This window comes from Actinacidiphila rubida (assembly GCF_900110255.1).
GTDB lineage: Bacteria > Actinomycetota > Actinomycetes > Streptomycetales > Streptomycetaceae > Actinacidiphila > Actinacidiphila rubida.
In genome coordinates this window covers 62,233-80,656 of the sequence record NZ_FODD01000031.1, presented here as the reverse complement: position 1 = coordinate 80,656, position 18,424 = coordinate 62,233, and the positions used below count along the sequence as shown (strand labels likewise).

Annotated in this window: 15 protein-coding genes and 1 pseudogene; 10 read left to right on the top strand and 6 right to left on the bottom strand. The window is 70.2% G+C overall.

All coding sequences use genetic code 11. The annotated features are described in order from the left end of the window. The first annotated feature begins 118 nt into the window (after positions 1–118). Together BMW99_RS27710 and BMW99_RS27705 are read left to right on the top strand one after the other, a co-directional pair. Entirely contained in the window at positions 119–1,021 is a 903-nt protein-coding gene (locus BMW99_RS27710) for an NADP-dependent oxidoreductase (RefSeq protein WP_069462808.1), read from the top strand. 128 nt (positions 1,022–1,149) lie between these two features. Further along, positions 1,150–2,478, top strand: coding sequence for an epoxide hydrolase family protein (locus BMW99_RS27705; RefSeq protein ID WP_407640326.1), 1,329 nt, complete (start codon positions 1,150–1,152; stop codon positions 2,476–2,478). A gap of 154 nt (positions 2,479–2,632) precedes the next feature. Here BMW99_RS27705 and BMW99_RS27700 read toward each other — a convergent pair whose 3' ends face one another. Next, positions 2,633–4,888, bottom strand: coding sequence for a helix-turn-helix domain-containing protein (locus tag BMW99_RS27700; RefSeq protein WP_069462809.1), 2,256 nt, complete (start codon positions 4,886–4,888; stop codon positions 2,633–2,635). Between the two features lie 556 nt (positions 4,889–5,444). Then, on the bottom strand, positions 5,445–5,927 hold the full coding sequence (locus BMW99_RS27695; protein ID WP_141726064.1) for a hypothetical protein: 483 nt from the start codon (positions 5,925–5,927) through the stop codon (positions 5,445–5,447). Between the two features lie 565 nt (positions 5,928–6,492). Between BMW99_RS27695 and BMW99_RS27690 the strand changes: the two genes are divergently transcribed. Beyond that, on the top strand, positions 6,493–6,837 hold the full coding sequence (locus tag BMW99_RS27690; RefSeq protein WP_069462811.1) for a hypothetical protein: 345 nt from the start codon (positions 6,493–6,495) through the stop codon (positions 6,835–6,837). A 268-nt stretch (positions 6,838–7,105) separates the two neighbouring features. Here BMW99_RS27690 and BMW99_RS27685 read toward each other — a convergent pair whose 3' ends face one another. From BMW99_RS27685 to BMW99_RS27675, 3 genes are all read right to left on the bottom strand, one after another. Then, a complete protein-coding gene (locus BMW99_RS27685; protein WP_069462820.1) occupies positions 7,106–7,744 on the bottom strand; it encodes a CE1759 family FMN reductase in 639 nt (212 codons plus the stop codon). A 5-nt stretch (positions 7,745–7,749) separates the two neighbouring features. Then, positions 7,750–8,868 (bottom strand): LLM class flavin-dependent oxidoreductase, encoded by a 1,119-nt coding sequence (locus BMW99_RS27680; protein ID WP_069462821.1) that lies wholly within the window; start codon positions 8,866–8,868, stop codon positions 7,750–7,752. 65 nt (positions 8,869–8,933) lie between these two features. Beyond that, on the bottom strand, positions 8,934–9,935 hold the full coding sequence (locus BMW99_RS27675) for a pyridoxamine 5'-phosphate oxidase family protein (protein WP_079138289.1): 1,002 nt from the start codon (positions 9,933–9,935) through the stop codon (positions 8,934–8,936). 287 nt (positions 9,936–10,222) lie between these two features. Here BMW99_RS27675 and BMW99_RS27665 point away from each other — a divergent pair, with 287 nt between their 5' ends. The 6 genes and pseudogenes from BMW99_RS27665 (at position 10,223) to BMW99_RS27645 (ending at position 15,848) form a co-directional block, all read left to right on the top strand. Beyond that, entirely contained in the window at positions 10,223–11,089 is an 867-nt protein-coding gene (locus BMW99_RS27665) for an alpha/beta fold hydrolase (RefSeq protein ID WP_069462813.1), read from the top strand. Positions 11,090–11,228: 139 nt separating this feature from the next. Further along, positions 11,229–12,971 carry an MOSC and FAD-binding oxidoreductase domain-containing protein gene (locus BMW99_RS27660; RefSeq protein ID WP_079138290.1) on the top strand — a complete coding sequence of 581 codons (1,743 nt, stop codon included), beginning with the start codon at positions 11,229–11,231 and terminating at the stop codon, positions 12,969–12,971. 201 nt (positions 12,972–13,172) lie between these two features. Then, complete coding sequence (locus BMW99_RS27655) at positions 13,173–14,288, top strand: PP2C family protein-serine/threonine phosphatase (protein ID WP_245791647.1); 1,116 nt, start codon at positions 13,173–13,175, stop codon at positions 14,286–14,288. 146 nt (positions 14,289–14,434) lie between these two features. Beyond that, positions 14,435–15,193 carry a hypothetical protein gene (locus BMW99_RS27650; RefSeq protein ID WP_069462822.1) on the top strand — a complete coding sequence of 253 codons (759 nt, stop codon included), beginning with the start codon at positions 14,435–14,437 and terminating at the stop codon, positions 15,191–15,193. A 37-nt stretch (positions 15,194–15,230) separates the two neighbouring features. Then, positions 15,231–15,356: pseudogene (locus BMW99_RS43170) on the top strand (DUF5958 family protein); the annotation flags it as partial. Between the two features lie 267 nt (positions 15,357–15,623). Beyond that, positions 15,624–15,848, top strand: a complete 225-nt coding sequence (locus BMW99_RS27645; protein WP_069462816.1) for a hypothetical protein — start codon at positions 15,624–15,626, stop codon at positions 15,846–15,848. A gap of 56 nt (positions 15,849–15,904) precedes the next feature. Here the strand turns inward: BMW99_RS27645 and BMW99_RS27640 are convergent, their stop codons facing one another. Beyond that, on the bottom strand, positions 15,905–17,233 hold the full coding sequence (locus BMW99_RS27640) for an MFS transporter (protein ID WP_079138292.1): 1,329 nt from the start codon (positions 17,231–17,233) through the stop codon (positions 15,905–15,907). A gap of 99 nt (positions 17,234–17,332) precedes the next feature. Between BMW99_RS27640 and BMW99_RS27635 the strand changes: the two genes are divergently transcribed. Then, complete coding sequence (locus BMW99_RS27635) at positions 17,333–18,418, top strand: helix-turn-helix domain-containing protein (RefSeq protein WP_069462817.1); 1,086 nt, start codon at positions 17,333–17,335, stop codon at positions 18,416–18,418. Positions 18,419–18,424: the final 6 nt, after the last annotated feature.

Genomic DNA, 18,424 nt, shown 5'->3' with positions numbered 1-18,424 from the left:
TGACGCCTGCGGTGACGGCCACGTCTGCTGTTCCCCACGCCACCCCCATATAGGTGACGTATCAACTATAGGTGAGGCGTCGGTCGCCGAGCCATGTGAAGCCACGAAATGAGGAGACATGCCGGGTGCTGTGGTGCTGTCCGGGTTCGGGCCGCCGGAGGTTCTGCGATGGGCGGAGGTGTCGCTGCCGGAGCCGGCCGATGGCCAGATCAGGATCAAGGTGAAGGCGGCGGGCGTCGGTCCGACCGACCTGGCGATCCGGGGCGGTCATCTGAAGGCTTTCCCCTTGGGGCCGGACACCGTACTGGGCTTCGAGGCCGCCGGCACTGTCGACGCCGTGGGCCCGGGCGTGGAGGGTACCGCCGTCGGGGACGAGGTCGCGGCACTGCTGTTCGGCCTCGGCGGCTACGCGCAGTACGCGCTCGCGTCGATCTGGACGCGCAAGCCCGCGGCGGTGTCCTGGGTGGACGCCGCGGCCCTGCCGAGTTCCGCCGAGGCGGCCGCGGGAGTGCTGCGCCAACTCGACGTCAAGCGGGGGGAGACCCTTCTGCTGTTCGGCGGCGGCGGATCGGTGGGTGTCATCGCCACCCAACTGGCCGTCGCCCAAGGCGTGAAGGTGCTCAGTGCCGTCGGCGCTCGCGACGACGCACTGGCCGCGCGGTTGGGCGCGACCCCGGTGCGCTACGGCCCCGGGCTCCTCGATGAGGTGCGCCGGTCGGGCGACGTCCAGGCCGTCTTCGACGCCGCAGGCAAGGGCGTACTGGCCGACGCCGTCAGCCTGGCCGGGGGACCTGAACGCGTGATCACCCTGTCCGATCCCGCGGCGGCCGACTTCGGCGTCATGCTCTCCCACCCATCGCCCGACCGCGCGCCCGGCGCGCTGGACGAGGCCATGACGATGCTCGCCGAGGGACGGCTGACGATGCGGGAGCGGATGACCATGCCCATGGCTCAAGCCGCACAGGCCCACCGCCTGCTGGAAAGCGGCGAGGTGCACAAGCGCATCATCCTCACCCTCTGAGGGTCCGGCGGACACCCCTCGCCGCTTCCGCGACCGAGTCCTGGCACGCACGGATGCACCACTCGAAGCCGCTTCCGGCTGACGTAGCCCCTCAGCACACCCACACCCCAGCGACGATGGAGATCCCCATGCTCAGAGGCACCACCCGCCTCGCGCCGTCCCCGGCCGACGAGTCGCCGCGGACGAACAGCCGCCGCGGTTTCCTGCGTACGGCCGCACTGGCCGGCACGGCCTCCGTCCTGCCGATCGGGCTGACCGCCAACTCCCCGGCGGCGCAGGCCGCCACGGTAGCCGACCTGACCCTGCCGCCGGTCGGCAGAGACATCGAACGGTTCCACCTCCACGTACCCCAGAGCGCGCTCAACGACCTTCGGCGCCGGCTGTCCGCGGCCCGGCTGCCGGACCCGGAAACCGTCGAGGACGTCTCCCAGGGCGTGCCGCTCAACCGGTTGCGCGGCCTCGTCGAGTACTGGCGCACCACGTACGACTGGCGCGCCCTGGAAGCCCGGCTGAACCTGACCGGCCAGTACCGGACCCAGATCGACGGCCTGGGCATCCACTTTCTGCACGTCCGCTCCGAGCACCCGAACGCCCTGCCGGTCATCCTCAACCACGGCTGGCCCGGCTCCTTCGTCGAGTTCCTCGACACGATCGGCCCGCTCACCGACCCGACTCGTCACGGCGGAAGCGCCGACGACGCCTTTCACGTCGTCATCCCCTCGATGCCTGGCCACGGCTTCTCCGACCGGCCCACGCAATCGGGCTGGGACCCCGCGCGGATAGCCGCCGCCTGGGGCGAACTGATGCGGCGCCTGGGCTATCACCGCTACATCGCCCAGGGCGGTGACTGGGGCGGTGCTGTCACCACCCAGATGGCCAAGCAACGTCCGAACGGCCTGATCGGCGTGCATCTGAACCTGCCGGAGTTCATGCTGACCAACACCGCCCTCGGGGACAGTACGCCGGAGGAACAGGCGGCCATCGCTCAGCAGCAGGTCTTTGCCGCCCAGTACTCCGGCTACTTCCAGGAACAGGCCACACGGCCCCAGACCCTGGGCTACGGACTCGCCGATTCCCCCACCGGACAGGCCGCGTGGATCTACGAGAAGTTCATCGACTGGACGGACAGTGACCACCACCCCGAACACGTCCTGGGTTACGGCCGCATGCTCGATGACATCACCCTTTACTGGCTCACGAACACGGGTGCCTCGTCGGCGCGGCTGTACTGGGAGTTCTACCGCGACAACCACGACCTGACGGTGCTGCACCTGCCGGTCGGCGTCAGCGTCTTTCCGGCGGAGCTGGTGCGGACACCGAAGGTGTGGGCGGAGAAGGCCTACAAGGACCTCGTCTACTTCAACGACGACATCACCGCCGGCGGTCACTTCGCCGCGTTCGAGCAGCCCCGGATCTTCGCGGAGGAACTGCGGGCCTACGCCCGACGCGTCAGGTGAGCCGCGGCCGAGCTGCCTGCCGTGGCCCCGCGGCCCGGCCCGGCGGCGGGGCCACGGCAGGCGCGGATCTGTGCCTCCACGCTGCCGCAGGCGCCGGGCCGGCAGCGGTCCGCGGGCTCCCCGACCCCACGGCGTGTCGCGGCGGCATGCGCGTTCATTCGGCCGGGAGGGAGTCCAGGAGGCCTTGTGTGGTCTTCAGGTGGTTGCTGTCTGCCGCGTCGCCGAAGGCGAGGGCTTGGTGGAGGCAGGTTCGGGCCTCAGCGGTCTCGCCCAGTTCGATCAGTGCCTTCGCCAGTTCCATGAGGATCTCGGCCTCCAGGTGGGGGACCCCGATCCGCTGCATCTGGAACAGGCCGCTGCGATAGTGCTCCACGGCCTCGCTCCACCGCCCGACAGCGGCGAGGTCGCGACCGAGTCCGCTGACCACCCTGGCGCGGGGGAAGTCGGCGGAGTACCCGCTGAGGGGGCAGTCGGGTGCGTCCAGGAAGGCGATGATGCGTTCGTACTGGGCCCGGGCCTCCTCCGCGCGACCGAGGTCGCGCAGGCTCACCCGCAAGGAAATCATGGCGTGGAGCCAGCCCTCGTGATCACCGCCGGCTTCGAACAGGTCGACGGCGGCGCGGACTTTGTCGTAGCGCTCGTGTATCTGGCCGTGCTGCAGGTGAGGCCATGACATGAACAGCAGTGCCCAGGCCTGCTGAGAGAGGTCCTGCGCGCGGCGGGCGCACTCCATCGCCTCCTCGGCCCTTTCGACGGCCTCCCGGTATCGGTGCTCGATGGTCAGCAGGGAGGAATACTGGTTGAGGTGGAAGGCCTGCAGGCCGGGGTCGTCGAGTGCGGCGGCGGCCTGGCTGGACAGGCGGAAGACCTCGGCCCAGTGCCCCCAGTAGATACACAGGTCGTAGAACGTCTGCATGGCCTGAACGGTTTCCACCACCCGGACGTGTTCACCGCGAGCGGCCGCGGTGCGCAGCGCGGTGAACCAGGCGGGGGCTTCACTCTCCAGCCAGGTGCGGGCCTGCTCGACGGTCCCCAGGGCGACCAGGCCCTGCTGGGGGGACGGCGGTGCCCCGTCCACGGGGTTGAACCAGCGGCCCGCGAGGATGGCGGTGTCCAGCAGCCAGGTGCCCAGCCGCTCCTCGGCCGCTTCCCGCTCGTCAGGTGTCTCCTCCTGGGCCAGGCGGGTGCGGGCGAACAGGCGCAGCAGGTCGTGCAGGTGGTAGCGCTCGGCGTGGGTGGTCTGGAGGAGTCCGGCCTCCACCAGTTCCTCCATGACGTCCTCGGCCTCGAACAGGTCGGTGGCGGTCAGGGCGGCGCCGTAGGCGGCGGTCATGTCCGGTCCCGGGACCAGGCTCAGCAGCCGCAGCATGCGGGCGGCCTGGTCGGTCAGCTGCCGGTAGGACAGTTCGAAGGCCGCCTCCACCCGCACGTCTCCCGCGGCGAGCGCGCCCAGTCTGCGTTCCTCGTCAGCCAGCCGGCGGACCAGGTGGTCCACGCTCCACGCCGAGCGGACGGCCAGCCAGTTCCCCGCTACCCGCAGGGCCAGCGGCAGGCGCGCGCACAGCTCCGCGACCCGCGCCACGGCCTCTGCCTCCGCATCCGCACGCTCGGCGCCCATGATCCGGCGCAGCAGCTCGACGGCCTCGGCGTGCGGCAGCTCGGCCAGCGCCAGGCGGCCGACGTTCTCCAGGCCGGTCAGCGGGCGTCGGCTGGTGACCAGCACCACGCTGCGCCCGCCTGCGGGCAGCAGCGCCCGGACCTGGGCCTCGTCGCGGGCGTTGTCCAGGATCACCAGGCACCGGCGCTCGTACAGCAGCGCCCGCAGCAGACCCGCGTGGCCCTCCGTGTCCTCCTGCGCCAGCCGGCGCTCCGACGTGCCCAGGGCTTTCAGCAGCTTCACCACGGCCTCGGCCGACTCCACGGGGCCGTCCACCCCGTGCAGGTCCACCATGTAGCAGCCGTTGGGGAATTCCCCGGCCAGGTCCGCTGCCGCTCTGAGGGCCAGGGTGGTTTTCCCGCACCCGGGTGGGCCTGAGACGACCATCACCGGCGCCCCCACGCCGGAGCGTGCCGCGTCGGCGGCCTCAGCCAGCCGGGCGAGCTCCGCCTCGCGTCCGGTGAAGTCCCCCACCGCGCTCGGCGGCACAGCCGTCCCGGTCACCGCCGAAGCATGCGTCGGACGGCCGGCCCGCGCGGCCGCCAGCAGAGCTTCGCGCTCCGCGCCCGTCAGTCCCAGCCCGTCTGCGAGCGCTGCCACGGTGCGTCGCTGCGGAACCCGGCTGTGGCCCCGTTCCATGTCGCCGATCGCCCGGACGCTCACCCCGGACGCCTCGGCCAGTTCCTCGATCGTCAAGCGGCCCTGCTGCCGCAGGCCGCGCAGCACGATCCCGAACGGCCTCTCCTCGGACAAAGCCTCTCCCTCTCCTCCCCGACCGGGGAACGCGACGCGGCCGAGTCACCGACGCACGACGTTGCCGGCCCACTGGCCCACTGGTCCGCGACGCCCTCCGCCCGGCGTGCGGCTCTCAGCTGAGAGCAGTGCCACCGGTCCGGGTGCACACCGGCCGGTCGCCGCTGAACACCAAAGGGTAACGCCGACCCCTGAAGATCCTTCGGTAACCGCAGGCTGGAGCGTGGACCCGCCCCGCCGCCGGCTGGCGATATACGACCAGGTCATGGCCCGGACCGCGAGCCGCTTCCGCCGGCTCGAACCCCACGCCCCGACTCCGGCCCACCTCCGTGCCAGGGGGGACGGGCTGAGTGGTCTTGAAAACGTCGTGGCAGCGATGTCACCGTGGGTTCACATCCCACAGTCTCCGCGGTAGCGGTAAACGTGCAGGTAGGGGCGGACCTCGATCCATCGAGGTCCGCCCCTACCTGCTTGTACGCCCGACTCGGTTACCGGTATGCCGGTCCGTACCGCTCTGGCGGAGCAGAGGTCGAGGGTGTGCCGCGCATTCGGGAATCTAGCCGCAGCTGATCCAGGTGGGCGCGACTTGGTGGCCGGAGAAGTCCCAACCGGCCCAACCCGAACAGGCATCTGAGGCGTTGCTCCTGATGTGGATCTCCGCGTCGTAGCGCCTGTCGCTCGTCGGGACGGTGTAGATCGACTTGAACGGCGTCTCCCACCACGTGGACCCGTTGTTCTTGTCCAGCCTCTTGCTCCAGAAGTCGCCGCTGTGCCAGATCTCGATCGTGCTGTCGCCGTTCCACACCGTGGCCTGGGTCGTGCTCGCGAAGTGGAACTCGGCGTAGACCACCTTCGTGCACGAGTTCCACGCTTCGTAGAACGTGCCGACGTGGGTGCTGTTGATGTACGCCTCCACCGAGTTCCCGAGCACGTGCAAGCAGGGGTCGGCCGAGGCCGACGAGACGGGAACGGTGACCGCGCCCACCGCCATGGCGGCGACGGCGATCACAGTAGCCGCCCGCTTCCGGATACCGAGCATGACGAATCCCCCTTGATCGGAGCTGCTTCTTGCTGGTCAGGTGACGTGCTTCCGGTGAGGTCCTCCCGGTCCGGCCGAACGTAGTGGAGAGCACGCCCGGCTGAACAACCTTTCGGCCGGGCCCAAAACGTCGGCCGTGCGATCCCCGGCCTTGCCCCCGGCCGACGCCAGGTATGGGCAGCCTCAGAGGCTGCCCGGCCGATGCCGGGGTGTTCTTCCGCGAGCACGAGGTAAGCGTGGATCTGCGGTAGGCGTCGCTGACGCTAGGCGGCTTTCGAGCCGTTCCGCCGCCCCATTACTGTCGCTGGTGAGCTTGGTGGCCTTCGGGATATCCACAGTCCTGTGGATGATCGGATCGTCCGCCGGCTGCCCGAACCTGCCGAGTCCCGCCCCGACCGCCGACTTTCGCCGCGCTGCCGAACTCCCGCCGCGGCCGGGCCCACGCCGGCACGACGGCCACCGGGTCTGACGACCCTGGCCGTGCGTCGCCCGGGCCTTCATACTTCACTGGCGCTTCCTTCCTCGTGGTGAGCGTGAGGAGCTGGGGGACTGATGGGGGTGGGAAATGGTGGAGACGTCGGGACTGGCCCCGGATGGCGCCTCGCGGCTCTCGGCGCTGGCCGATGAGTGCGGTGCGCTGCTTGAGGGCGAGTCCGGAATGGACGACGTTCAGCAGCTACTGAGCGCACGCGGCATCGGGCCGATGGACGCGATCATCGTCACGAGAGCGCTACTCGGTGCGGGTGAAGGCAGCTTGAGGGAGGCCAAGGAGATCGTGTTCTCCGCGTCTTCGCGGGCCGTGGAGCGGCAGATTCACGACGAGCTGGTCCACGATCTGCTCCACGGCGTGGACGAGATCGGCGACACGCCTGACGAGTCACGCGAGCCGGGCGCCGCAGACATGGGCTGATGGTGGGCCCTTGACGTCGTTCACGGTGTCGAGCCGTGGGCGCGCGCCGCATGGGTACGTTGACTGGACGTGGCCCCGTTCACCGCCGAGGCGGGTGAACACCCCGTGCCCGTAGCTCGGGCGGGCGTCCCCGCCGCGCGGTCTCCCGCACGCTCAGGCCGGCAGCCCAGCCGTGCTCGGTCAAGTCGCCACGAGGAGCGAGCAGTCGAGGCGGCCATGGCGCGGTGGGTGCGGTGCGGGTGCGTCGGGGGCCGGCGCCCGAGGTCCGTCATCCGTCGTTGCCACCCAGCAGTGCCTGCATGGAGGCGAGATCCTCGTCGACGACGTCGCGTCGTGGCCGTGGCCCGCACCCGTGCAGCAGGCGGGAGAAGTCGGCCGCGGCGGCGACGATGCGCTCCGCCAGGGCTGAGCCCGATGCGAGGCCGAAGTCACTGGTGGCGGCGTAGACCGCACGGGGGGAGACGATCGCGTGCAGGTAGGTGAGCATCGGGCGCAGGGCGTGTTCGAGGACCAGTGAATGCCGCTCGGTTCCGCCGGTCGCGCCGATGAGTACCGGCATGTCGGAGAGCGTGTCTTCCGGCAGGACGTCGAAGAAGGATTTGAAGAGTCCGCTGAAGGAGGCGTTGAAGGCGGGCGTGACGGCGATCACCCCGTCTGCGTCCGCGACTGACGCGAAGGCCGACTCCAGTTCGTCTCTGGTGAGCCCGGTCAGCATCGCGTCCATGATGGGGTGGCCCAGGGGGCGCAGTTCCACGATCGTCGACTCGGCGTGGTCGCCGAGCCGCTCGAGTTCGGCGGTCACGGCTGTCACCAGCCGGTCCGCGAGGAGTCGCGTCGAGGACGGCTCGCGCAGTCCGCCGGTGATGACCGTCAGCCTCACCGCCTTCACGCTGTCCGTCTCGTCCATGGTGCTCACCGCGCTTCCGGATGGTCGTCGTCGGGGTGCGGTCCTCCCCCGTCCCCGCGGGCGCGCAGCAGAGACCGATGTGTAGGGGCCGGCGGGACATCGGCAGGTCTGCCGACGGCGAATTCCTTGCGCAGCACCGGCACCACCTCTTCACCCAGGATGTCGAGCTGTTCGAGCACGGTCTTGAGAGGGAGACCCGCGTGGTCGACAAGGAAGAGCTGCCGCTGGTAGTCGCCGGCGTACTCGCGGAATCCCAGCGTCTTCTCGATGACCTGGGCCGGTGATCCGACCGTCAAGGGCGTGAGGGCCGTGAAGTCCTCCAGCGAGGGGCCGTGGCCGTAGACCGGGGCGTTGTCGAAGTAGGGGCGGAACTCCTTCACCGCGTCCTGGCTGTTGTGCCGCATGAAGACCTGCCCGCCCAGCCCCACGATGGCCTGCTCCGGCGAACCGTGACCGTAGTGCGCGAAGCGCCGCCGGTAGAGCTCGACCATGGACTGCGTGTGGGAGGCGGGCCAGAAAATGTGGTTGGCGAAGAATCCGTCGCCGTAGTGGGCCGCAAGCTCCGCCACTTCGGGGGTGCGTATGGCGGCGTGCCACACGAAGGGGGGCACGCCGTCCAGGGGCCGGGGCGCGAGCGTGAATCCCTGGAGCGAGGACCGCAACTCGCCTTCCCAGTCCACGACGTCCTCGCGCCACAGGCGCCGCAGCAGGCCGTAGTGCTCGACGGTCAGCGGTATCGCCTGCCGGATGTCCTGTCCGAACCACGGATACACGGGACCGGTGTTCCCCCGTCCGAGCATGAGGTCGGCGCGACCGCCGGAGACGTGCTGGAGCACGCTGAAGTCCTCGGCGATCTTGACGGGGTCGTTGGTCGTGATCAACGTGGTCGCGGTGGACAGCAGGAGGCGTTCGGTCTGCCCGGCGATGCAGCCGAGCAGTGTCGTCGGGGAGGACGGCACGAAGGGTGGGTTGTGGTGCTCTCCGGTGGCGAAGACGTCGAGTCCGACGTCCTCGGCCTTGCGCGCGATGGCGAGCGTGGCCTGGATGCGTTCCGCTTCGCTGGGAGTGGTCCCCGCCGTGGGGTCGGCGGTCACGTCACCCACGGTGAATATACCGAATTGCATCCCGAGTTCCTCAGCCGAGTTCATGGCGAACTCCCTGTGGATCTATTGCGGATCCGACCATTTTCTCACGCCCCGGTCCGTCCCGCCTGGTCGTGGCGCTGGTCTTCCGTGCGGGCGCGCGGGTCGCTGCGGTCGCCCGGCGACGCCGACGGCGTCGGGGGGTTGAAGCGTGAGAACAGGGGCTCGGACCAGTTGAGGGAGCCTGTGGGCAGATCCGTCTGGATTACCTCGGCCACGCGGAAGTCCACTGCTGTCTCCGCCCCGTGGGCACCGACGGCGGTGCGGGTGTTCCAGTCGATGGCGGCGGTGCCCGTCAACTGCAGCGTCGTACCGGCGTGCCAATCGACGAACAACAGGCCCGCGGCCGGATTGACCGTGAGATTCCCGAGGGTCATCAGCATCGTGTTGCCCTCGTACTCGGGCCATTGCAGACGCTGCGGGGTGAGGGTACGGGTGAATCCGCGGTTTCCCCCGCGATGGGACACATCCGCATCGCCCGTCGTGGAGGTGGAGGCGACGAAGAACGTGTCCGCGGTGTCGATCATATGGCGCTGCTCGGGCCGCAGTTCACGGCCCCGCGTCACGCGGGACACCGCGGGGACGGATACGGCCCCCTCCGGCTCCCGGCTCTGAATGTACTTGGGGCAGTTTCCGTACGCCTGGTCGACGGTGAGGGTGAATCCCTCCGGCACGGCCTCCGTGCGCCCATTGACCCGCAAGCGCCGCCGGTGAGGAAGATCGATGGCCAGGGTTCCGACGTGCGCGCTGTCGGCCAGGGCCGCAGCCAACGGGTCGGTCTCCGGCAGATGCGCTGCGACAAGGACTTCACGGGGACCGATCACGCGGAGGAATCCCGGACGTCCGTACACGATCGACGCCCAGACCCGAGCGTCGGGTGCGGCCGCACCCACGACGAGAAAAGGCAGCTCGGCCAGGAAGCCCTGTGCGCCGCGGGGAAGACGGTCATCGATGATCGCGCGCAGGTGCTCGGCGCTCTCGCGGAATCCAGCCCGTTCCTGGGCGATCAATTCACCCTTGTGATACGAAGCATGACGGGAATGTCGCATTCGGTCATCCCTCACCACTGTCCGTGAAATCGAGTGCTGCCAGCACGCGGCGAGGCGGTACCAGTACTGCGGTGGGAAAACGGCCCTCCGAGGGCGTCGCCTCTTCGCCGGCTGCTTTTGGGCGGCCCTGCTTCACAGGGTAACGGTGCGCTCGTCGCCGGGAGATCCGTGGCCGTCCTGTCGCGTTGTCCCTCCCTCAGGTCAGGGCTAGCGTGGAAAGGAAGGAGGCGTCATCTGCGCGGAGCGACGACGTCACCCGGGAGTGCCTGACGAGGCAGGAGGTCGATGTGCTTCCCACGCATCACAAGACGGCGACCATCAACGGACAGAAGGTCTTCTATCGTGAAGCGGGGCCCGGTGACGCACCCGTGGTGCTCCTGCTCCACGGATTCCCGAGCAGTTCCCACATGTTCCGCCATCTCGTTCCCGCGCTGGCCGACGACTATCACGTCATCGCCACCGACCATATCGGGTACGGCCATTCGGCCATGCCCAAGGTGGACGAGTTCGACTACACCTTCGACAATCTCGCAGGCATCACCGCGGGCCTTCTGAACCATCTCGGCATCAGCCGCTTCGCCGTCTACGTGCACGACTACGGAGCGCCGATCGGCTGGCGCCTGGCGCTCGACCCCTCCTTCGACGTCAGCGCGATCATCTCGCAGAGCGGGAACGCCTACATGGAGGGCTTCACCCGACCGTTCTGGGACGACCTGTTCGCGTACGCCAGCGAGCCGAGCCGCGACACGGAACCCGGCGCGCGGGCGAAGTTCAGCCCGAGCACGACGCGTTGGCAGTACGAGAACGGCGCGCCCGACACCGGTCTGGTCAGTCCGGACACCTGGACACTCGACCAGCTTCTGCTGGAGCGGCCCGGGAACGACGAGGTCCAGCTGGCGCTGTTCCGTGACTACCCGGCGAACATCGACGGCTACCCGAAGCTGCAGGAGTACTTCCGCTCCAGCCAGGTGCCCCTGCTGGCGGTCTGGGGTGAGCGGGACGAGATCTTCGGGCCGGATGGCGCGCGAGCCTTCTCCCGTGACCTGCCCGACGCCGAAGTGCACCTGCTGCCCGCCGGCCACTTCGCCCTCGAGACACACCTGGACGCCATCAGCGGGTACATCCACGGGTTCCTCGGACGCGTCCTCACCTGATGCACGTCAGCCAGATCCGCTCCGGCGGCCGCCCACGGACGCGGCAGCCGAAGAGCACGCGCTTCCCGGCCTCGGCGCCCGGGAGGCGCGCCCACAGGGAGGTGGCGTTGTGGCGACGTTGTCAGCGGTGAATGTGGGGATGCCGCAAGACGTCCCCTGGCACGGCAGGACCGTACACACCGGCGTCTACAAGCAGACCGTGACCGGACCGCGGATGGTGCGGCGCCTCAACATCGACGGCGACGGCCAGGGAGACCTCGGCGGCCACGGCGGTGAACAGCGAGCGGTCCTGGTCTACCAACTCGATTCCTACCGGCACTGGGAGAAGGAGCTGGGGCGCGACGATCTCGCCCCTGGTGTGTTCGGCGAGAACTTCACCGTCGCGGGCCTGCCGGACGACGAAGTCTGCATCGGTGATCGCTACCGCATCGGAGAGGCGCTGTTCGAGGTCACCCAGCCCCGCGTGACCTGTTACCGGGTGGGTCTGCGCATGGGAGAGCCAAGAATGGCCGCCCTGCTGGTGGCACACCACCGCCCCGGGTTCTACCTGCGCGTCATCGAGGAAGGCGAGGTCGAGGCAGCGCAGGACATCGTCAAGGAGTCCACGGGCCCCGAGGCGATGACCGTCGAGGAGATCGACCGGGTGCTGTACCTGCCCGGCCACACCCGCGAGCAGGTCGAGAGAGCCCTCCGGATCCCCGCCCTCAGCCCCGGCTGGCAAGGCTCCATGAAGACCCTCCTGGAACAGGACGAGAACCAGGAGGGCGGCAGCTCCACCGGGAGTGCCGGGCTCAACGCCGCGGCCACCGCGGCGCCCCCGGCCTGGCCCGGCTTCCGCCCGTTGACCGTCACGCGCATCCACCCGGAGAGCCGCAGCGTGTTCTCCCTGGGGTTGGCCGCCGCCGACGGCTCCCCGCTGCCGGAGGCGCTGCCGGGGCAGTTCATCACCGTCAAGGTCCAGCCCGAAGGGGGCGCCGCGCCGCTCATCCGCAGTTACTCGCTCTCCGGCGCACCGGGCACCGGCGCGTACCGCATCAGCGTGAAGGTCGAACCGCATGGCGCCGCCAGCAACGAGCTGCGAGCGCACATCCGCGTCGGCGACCACCTGGAGGCCGCAGCTCCTCGCGGCACGTTCTGCCTGACCCGGGGCGACAATCCCGTCGTCCTGCTGTCCGCGGGGGTCGGTGCCACCCCGGTCCTGGCCATGCTGCACAGCCTCGCTCGGGACCAGTCCTCCCGCCAGGTGTGGTGGTTGCACGGCGCGCGTGACGGCACCGAGCATCCCTTCGCGCAGGAAAGCCGCGACCTGATCGCGGCGCTGCCGAACGCGCGGGCGACCGTCTACTACAGCAGGCCCACCGACGCCGACCGGCTGGGCGTCGACTACACCGCGGCCAGTCGCCTCTCCGCCGATGTCGTCCGGCGGATCGGCCTGCCCACCGATGCCGACGCGTACCTGTGCGGGCCGGCCGCCTTCATGGACAGCGTCACCGCCTCGCTCGTCGACTACGGCCTGGACGCCTCCCGCGTCCACACCGAGATCTTCGGCTCAGGCGCTGCCATCACCCCGGGCATCAAGGCCGCAGCGGCGACGGCACCGCACCAGCCGGCCGGACCGGCAGGCTCGGGACCGCAGGTGTCCTTCGCTCGCACCGGACTCAACGTCCCCTGGAACGACGCCCAGGAGTCCCTCCTCGAGCTCGCCGAGGCCTGCGACGTCCCGGTCCGGTGGTCGTGTCGCACCGGGGTCTGCCACACCTGCGAACTCGCGTTGATGTCGGGTGCTGTCGACTACTCGCCCGATCCCGTCGAGCCCCCTGGCGAAGGCAACATCCTGATCTGCTGCTCCAAACCTGCCGGAGAGGTCGTCCTGGACCTGTGAGCGGCCTGCCCCGGACGTCCTCCGGTCCAGTCGCGCGGCAGCCCGCCGCGTAGGCGTGCGCGACCTTGAGGGCGTCCTCGTTGTCCGGGAACAGGGCGGGATCGGGAGCTCCGGCCAGGTGGACTCCTGGCCGCCGGGCCGACGCCGGCGGCCAGTTGTCGAACATCTGCCGGTGTCGTGGCTCGGCGCCATACTTGTGTTGTGGACGGTTGGCGTGCCGAGTGGAACCGCCTGATGACGAGGCCGTGGGGCCGCGCAGCAATAGTGGTGCCGCTCGCGATAGTCGCGGTGATCAGCGTGGTGGACATGATGTCCTCGACGTCCGTCCACCTCGGTCCGCTCGTCGCGCTGGCCCCCGCCGTGACCGCCGCCTTCGCGGGGCCGCGGATGACCGCGTTCGTGGCCCTCGTGGCGATTGCCGCCCAGGAACTCGTCGACGGATACAACGGCGAGAGTATGACCAACCACATAGCGCAGTTCGCGGCCCTGGCGGGCCTCTGCGCTGCCATGGTCGCGACGAGCTATGTGCGGGAACACCGAACCTGGCAGCTGACGCGGTTGCGGTCAGTGGCCGACGCGGCGCAGAGATGCGTCCTGCGGCCTCCGCCGCGTCAGATCGGCCCTCTGCGGCTGGGATGGCTCTATCTCGCAGCCGAGGACGAGGCTCAGATAGGAGGCGACCTCTTCGCCACCGAGCGGGGGTCCGATCCTTGCACCCGAGTGATCATGGGAGACGTTCGGGGCAAAGGCGTTTCCGCCATAGGCGAGGTGTCGGTTGTTCTCGGAGCCTTCCGGGAGGGCGCCCACCGCTGCCCTACGCTGCCTGATCTCGTGGCAGCGCTGGAGGAGAGCGTCAGCCGGGACATCGAGGAGGTCGCGGATGTCCAGGACGATCTCGGCGAGCACTTCATCACCGCGCTCATGCTGGAGATCCCCGATCGGGACGAGCCCGCCGAACTGATCAACTGCGGGCACCCGCCGCCCCTGCTGATCCACCGAAGGCACGTCACGACCCTCGACTTCGACCACTCCTCGCCACCGCTGGGCATGGGTGGACTACCCGCCACGGCTCTGCACATCGACTCGATCGCCTTCGAACCAGGCGACATCCTGCTGCTCTACACCGACGGCGTCATCGAGGCCCGTTCGCCGAGCGGGGACTTCTACCCGCTGGGCGAGCGACTGGGTTCCTTCTCCGGGTCCACCCCCGACGCCCTGCTGCGGGAGATCCAAGGCGACCTGTTCAGCCACGTGGGAAGGGAACCGGCCGATGACGTCGCCCTGCTGGCGATCCAGCGCCTCCCGGCCACGAAGTAGGTGCCGCGAGGCGGAGGACGCCGTCGCCGAGCCCGGCGTGCCCCGCCGCGAGTCCTTGCCGGCTGGGCACATTGGTTGTGACCCGCGCCTGCTGGTGTGAGACCTTCGTGGCCCGGTCGTTCACGTGGGGGGCTTGCATGGCAGGCATGAGAATCGTGGTCTGCCTCCCGGGCGATGCCCGAGGTCGACTCGACGAGGCGATCGACCGCGCGATGGCGCCGTTCATGTTGGACTTCACCCGGGGTGAAGAGCTGGACATCTGGGATGCCTGGACGATCAAGGACGAAGGCGCGTTCGTCCCGCTCCCTGGTTGGGAGGGGGACCGTCGGCTCATTCGCGGTGGCTCGGACCGAGGCGAGGCCCTGGAATGTGCCGGAGGTCCGAGAGGACTGCTCGACCTGTCCGCCAACGAGGTTCAGGCTGCCGACTTGGCCGGGCAAGCCTGGGATCTCTGGGCTGATCTGGAGCTCGCCCTGCCGCCGGCGGAGCCCTACTCGACGTTCTACGCGCGGGTGAATGGACGGACCTACTCCTCTGACCAAGCCAGTGAGGAGTATCGCGCGCAACCGCTCGTCCGGGCCTTTGACACGGCACTGAGGGAGCTTCGGGTCCCTGGCTACGACTCCTGGTTTCTGGGCTTCATCGATCCGGTCTTGGAGGTCGGAGCGCACCGGCGTGAGTGTTTCGTACGCCGTCAGGTCGGCCGTGCGCTCCCGCGGCGCAACGTGCTCACGCTGGGAGGCTGGTGGTGTGAGGACGGCGGCCGCGGCATCCACGGCGCGTGCCACAGCCCAAAGGAATGCCCGCACGAACCGGAGATCCCCACGGGCCAGAGTTTCGTGGACGCCTACCTGCGCGACGTGCCGGAAGACGTGCTGCTGGTGAATCTGAGGTGCCACGTCTGACGCGGACCCACCTCGCTACGGGTTCGCAGCCCTTCCGGCCGACGAGCACGTCAAGGCGTTCCGTGTCCTCGTCTCGGTGTTCTCCGTCGCCGACTCCCAGCGCAGGCAGACGTATGGCAAAGGTGCGTGCCGACACACATGGCACAACCTGCCGCCCAGGTGAGCTGCCGCGGCGCGCTCTGACCAGAGTCCCGGTGATCCATCGCCCTCACGACGTCACCGATCGGCCACAGCTTGAGGATGCGGCGGCGGCCCGTTGGTCGCCGGGGATCTGCTGAAAGGCAGATCGGGCTTCTCTGGCGCGAGCTCAACTACCCCTGGCACAAGGATGGTTGGAGCTTGGGATAGGTTCCCGGTCATGTCTGGCAGACGATTCTCCGTACGTACGCGCCGTATCGCCGTACGAGGCCTGGCGACGGACGCTGCCCTGGTGCTGGTGTGGTGGTTCGGTGGGAACCACAGCTCGACCGTTTCGTACGTGGCGGGGGCCGTGGCATTCGTGCTGACCGTCCTTGCGGTGGCCTCCTCGTGGTGGATGGACCGGCACCCGGACACGGAGCAACGCGTGCTGGACAAGCAGGCGCGTGCATTCGAACGACGGGCCCGCCAAGCGGAAGCGGCCGAGGCTTCCCGGCGGGCGACCGGTCGGCACTGACCGCCGCTCCTCATGCGCTCGGCCCCTGCCGGGCAGGCGGGATCAGGGATGAGCGATCATCCGGGCAGCTTCTGGCAGGCCGTCGGCCACCGTGCGTCGAGGTCGTCCTCGTGACGCACGCGCATCCGGCCGTCGCCCCGCCGGCGGCGGCCGAGCCGCGTTCCCTGGTCCTTCTCGGCGGCGACGGCGGCCGCGGACAGCAGCGTCGCGGCGGCGAGGCTGCCCCAGAGGGCGGCCGGGCCGCGCGCGGCGAGAGCGGTGACGACCGCCGGGGAGACGGCGAGGCCGAAGCCGGTGGAGAGCTGGAACCGGGCGAGGGCGCGGCCCAGGACACGCGCCGGGGCGAGGGCGGTGACGAGTGCGGTGGCGCTGCCGGCGTAGAGGATCTCGCCGACGGTGCACACCACGGACACCGCGGCGACGGCCGGGGCGCTCCAGCCGTGTCCGAGTGAGGTGGCCCCGAGGAAGCCGAGGTAGGACGCGGCGAGGACCGCGCCGGAGAGCGCCAGCACGGCCCGCCGGGGGAAGCGGGACATCACCGCGGTCACCGGCACCTGCAGGGTGACCACCAGCACCGTGTTCGCGACGAAGACGGCCGCCGACCACACCGGGGACTCGTGCAACTGGGTCACCAGGACCAGGGGGAGGGCGACTTCGGGGACGTTGAGGCAGAAGACGTAGACGACGTTCGCGGCCAGCAGCGCGCGCATCCGGGGTGCGGCCCGGTCGGCGCGAGCGCCCTCCTCACTACCGCGTGCCGGGCCTGCGGCCGGACCCGCGGCCGGACCCGCGTCCAGGTGGACCGACCATGCCAAGGCCGCCGCGACGAGGTAGGCGAGTCCGGTGACGCCGGCCAGCGCCTGGAACGCGGTGCTGCCACCCGCCAGGCACGCGGTGGCGAGGAGGGCGCCCGCACCCAGGCCGGCGTTGCGCAGTGCGCGGCCTCCCGCGAGAGCGGCGTCGCGTTCGCGGCCGTGGGCGACCGTCGCCACGAGTGCCGCATGGGCCGCCGGCCAGGCCTGGTTGCCGATGCCGAGGAAGAGCGCCGCCGCCGTGAACGGCCACACGTGCCCCGGCGGGGCGGCCAGCAGGAGCGCCACGCCCAGCACCCGCACCAGCATCGACGCCGCCACGACCGTGCTGCGCGCGCCCCGGTCCAGCCACCGGCCCACCGCGGGCATGCACCCCAGCGCGACGACGACACCGGCCGTCATGGCGACGCCGGTGGCCGACGCGGACAGCCTCAGCACCGTCACGCCGTAGAGCAGCAGGAAGGGACGCAGCAGGCCGGTGCCGAGCGCGTCGACGGCCAGGGCGACGGCGTAGCGGGGGCCTCCGGAGGCGTGGACGAGGGCGCGGGGCCGGAGCCCGGTGGTGGAGGTCATGGCGTCAACGGTGCGTTCGGCCGGCGGGCCGGCCGCGCCGGTTGACGGAAACCGTCAACCGGCGCGGTCGTGGGCCGTCCCACCGGCGAGACTGAGGGAGTGACGTTGAGGATCGACATCGGTGGCGTGCCGTCCGGACGAGTGCGGTTCGCCGCCTCGCCGCTGGCCGAACTGACCGCGATGCTGCACGTGCTGGCCGAACCCGGGCATCATCCGCAGCTCGCCGGCTGGGCCGGGGACGTCTGGGCCGGGCTGCGGCCGGAGCTGGCCGAGCGGCTCAGGGAGGCGGAGTTCCTCTGGCGCTCCTCACGCGCCGACTTCCTGGTCCCCGCGCGTCCCCGGCCGACCCTCGCCGAGGAACTGGACGACGTGGACCGGATCGACGACGAAACGTATGTGACCGCCGCGCTCGTCACCACGTGCGGCAGCAACCGGGTCCGTTTCGGTTCGCCGTCACCACTCGCCGACGCGGCGGCGCGCGAACGGGCCCTGGACCTCGCCCAGGCCCGCGGCGCGCTCCAAGAAGCCTTCGCGGAACGGCTGCTCGCGGACCCCGCAGCCGTGCGGGCGCGGGTGCGGCACACCCTCGAAGCGTGCGCCGAGGCCTTCTTCGACGCCGCCTGGACGGGTGCCGCCGCGCAACTCGCCACCGACCTGCGGCTGAAGAACGACCTGCTGAAGCGCCAGGGCGTCGGAGCGGCCCTCGCGTCGGTCTCCGGCGCGGTCGCCCTGGGGCCGGACGGCGCCAGCATCGTCGTGGACAAGCTGCAGGACAACGCGACCACCGCGCAGGGCGCCGGGGTGACCTTCCTCCCCAGCGTCTTCGGCCGCCCGCACCTGGTGGCGGTCCACGCGCCCGGCTGGCAGCCGGTGGTGCAGTACCCCGTCGCCGAGCCGAGTCCCGCGCAGCCGGTGCCGCTGGAAACGGTCACCCTCCGCCTGGAGGCACTCGCGCATCCCGTACGGCTGCGGCTGCTGCGCACCCTGGCCCGCGGCCCCCACACCACCGGTGAACTGGCCCACGCCTGGGAGCTCTCGGCCCCGGAAGTCTCCCGGCACCTCGCCGTCCTGCGCCGCGCGGGCCTGCTCACGGCCAGCCGCCAGGGCCGCTACGTCCGTTACAGCGTCAACGTGCCCGATCTGACGGCGCTGGGGGCCGACCTGCTGGCGGCGGTGCTGCGCTGAGCGCGT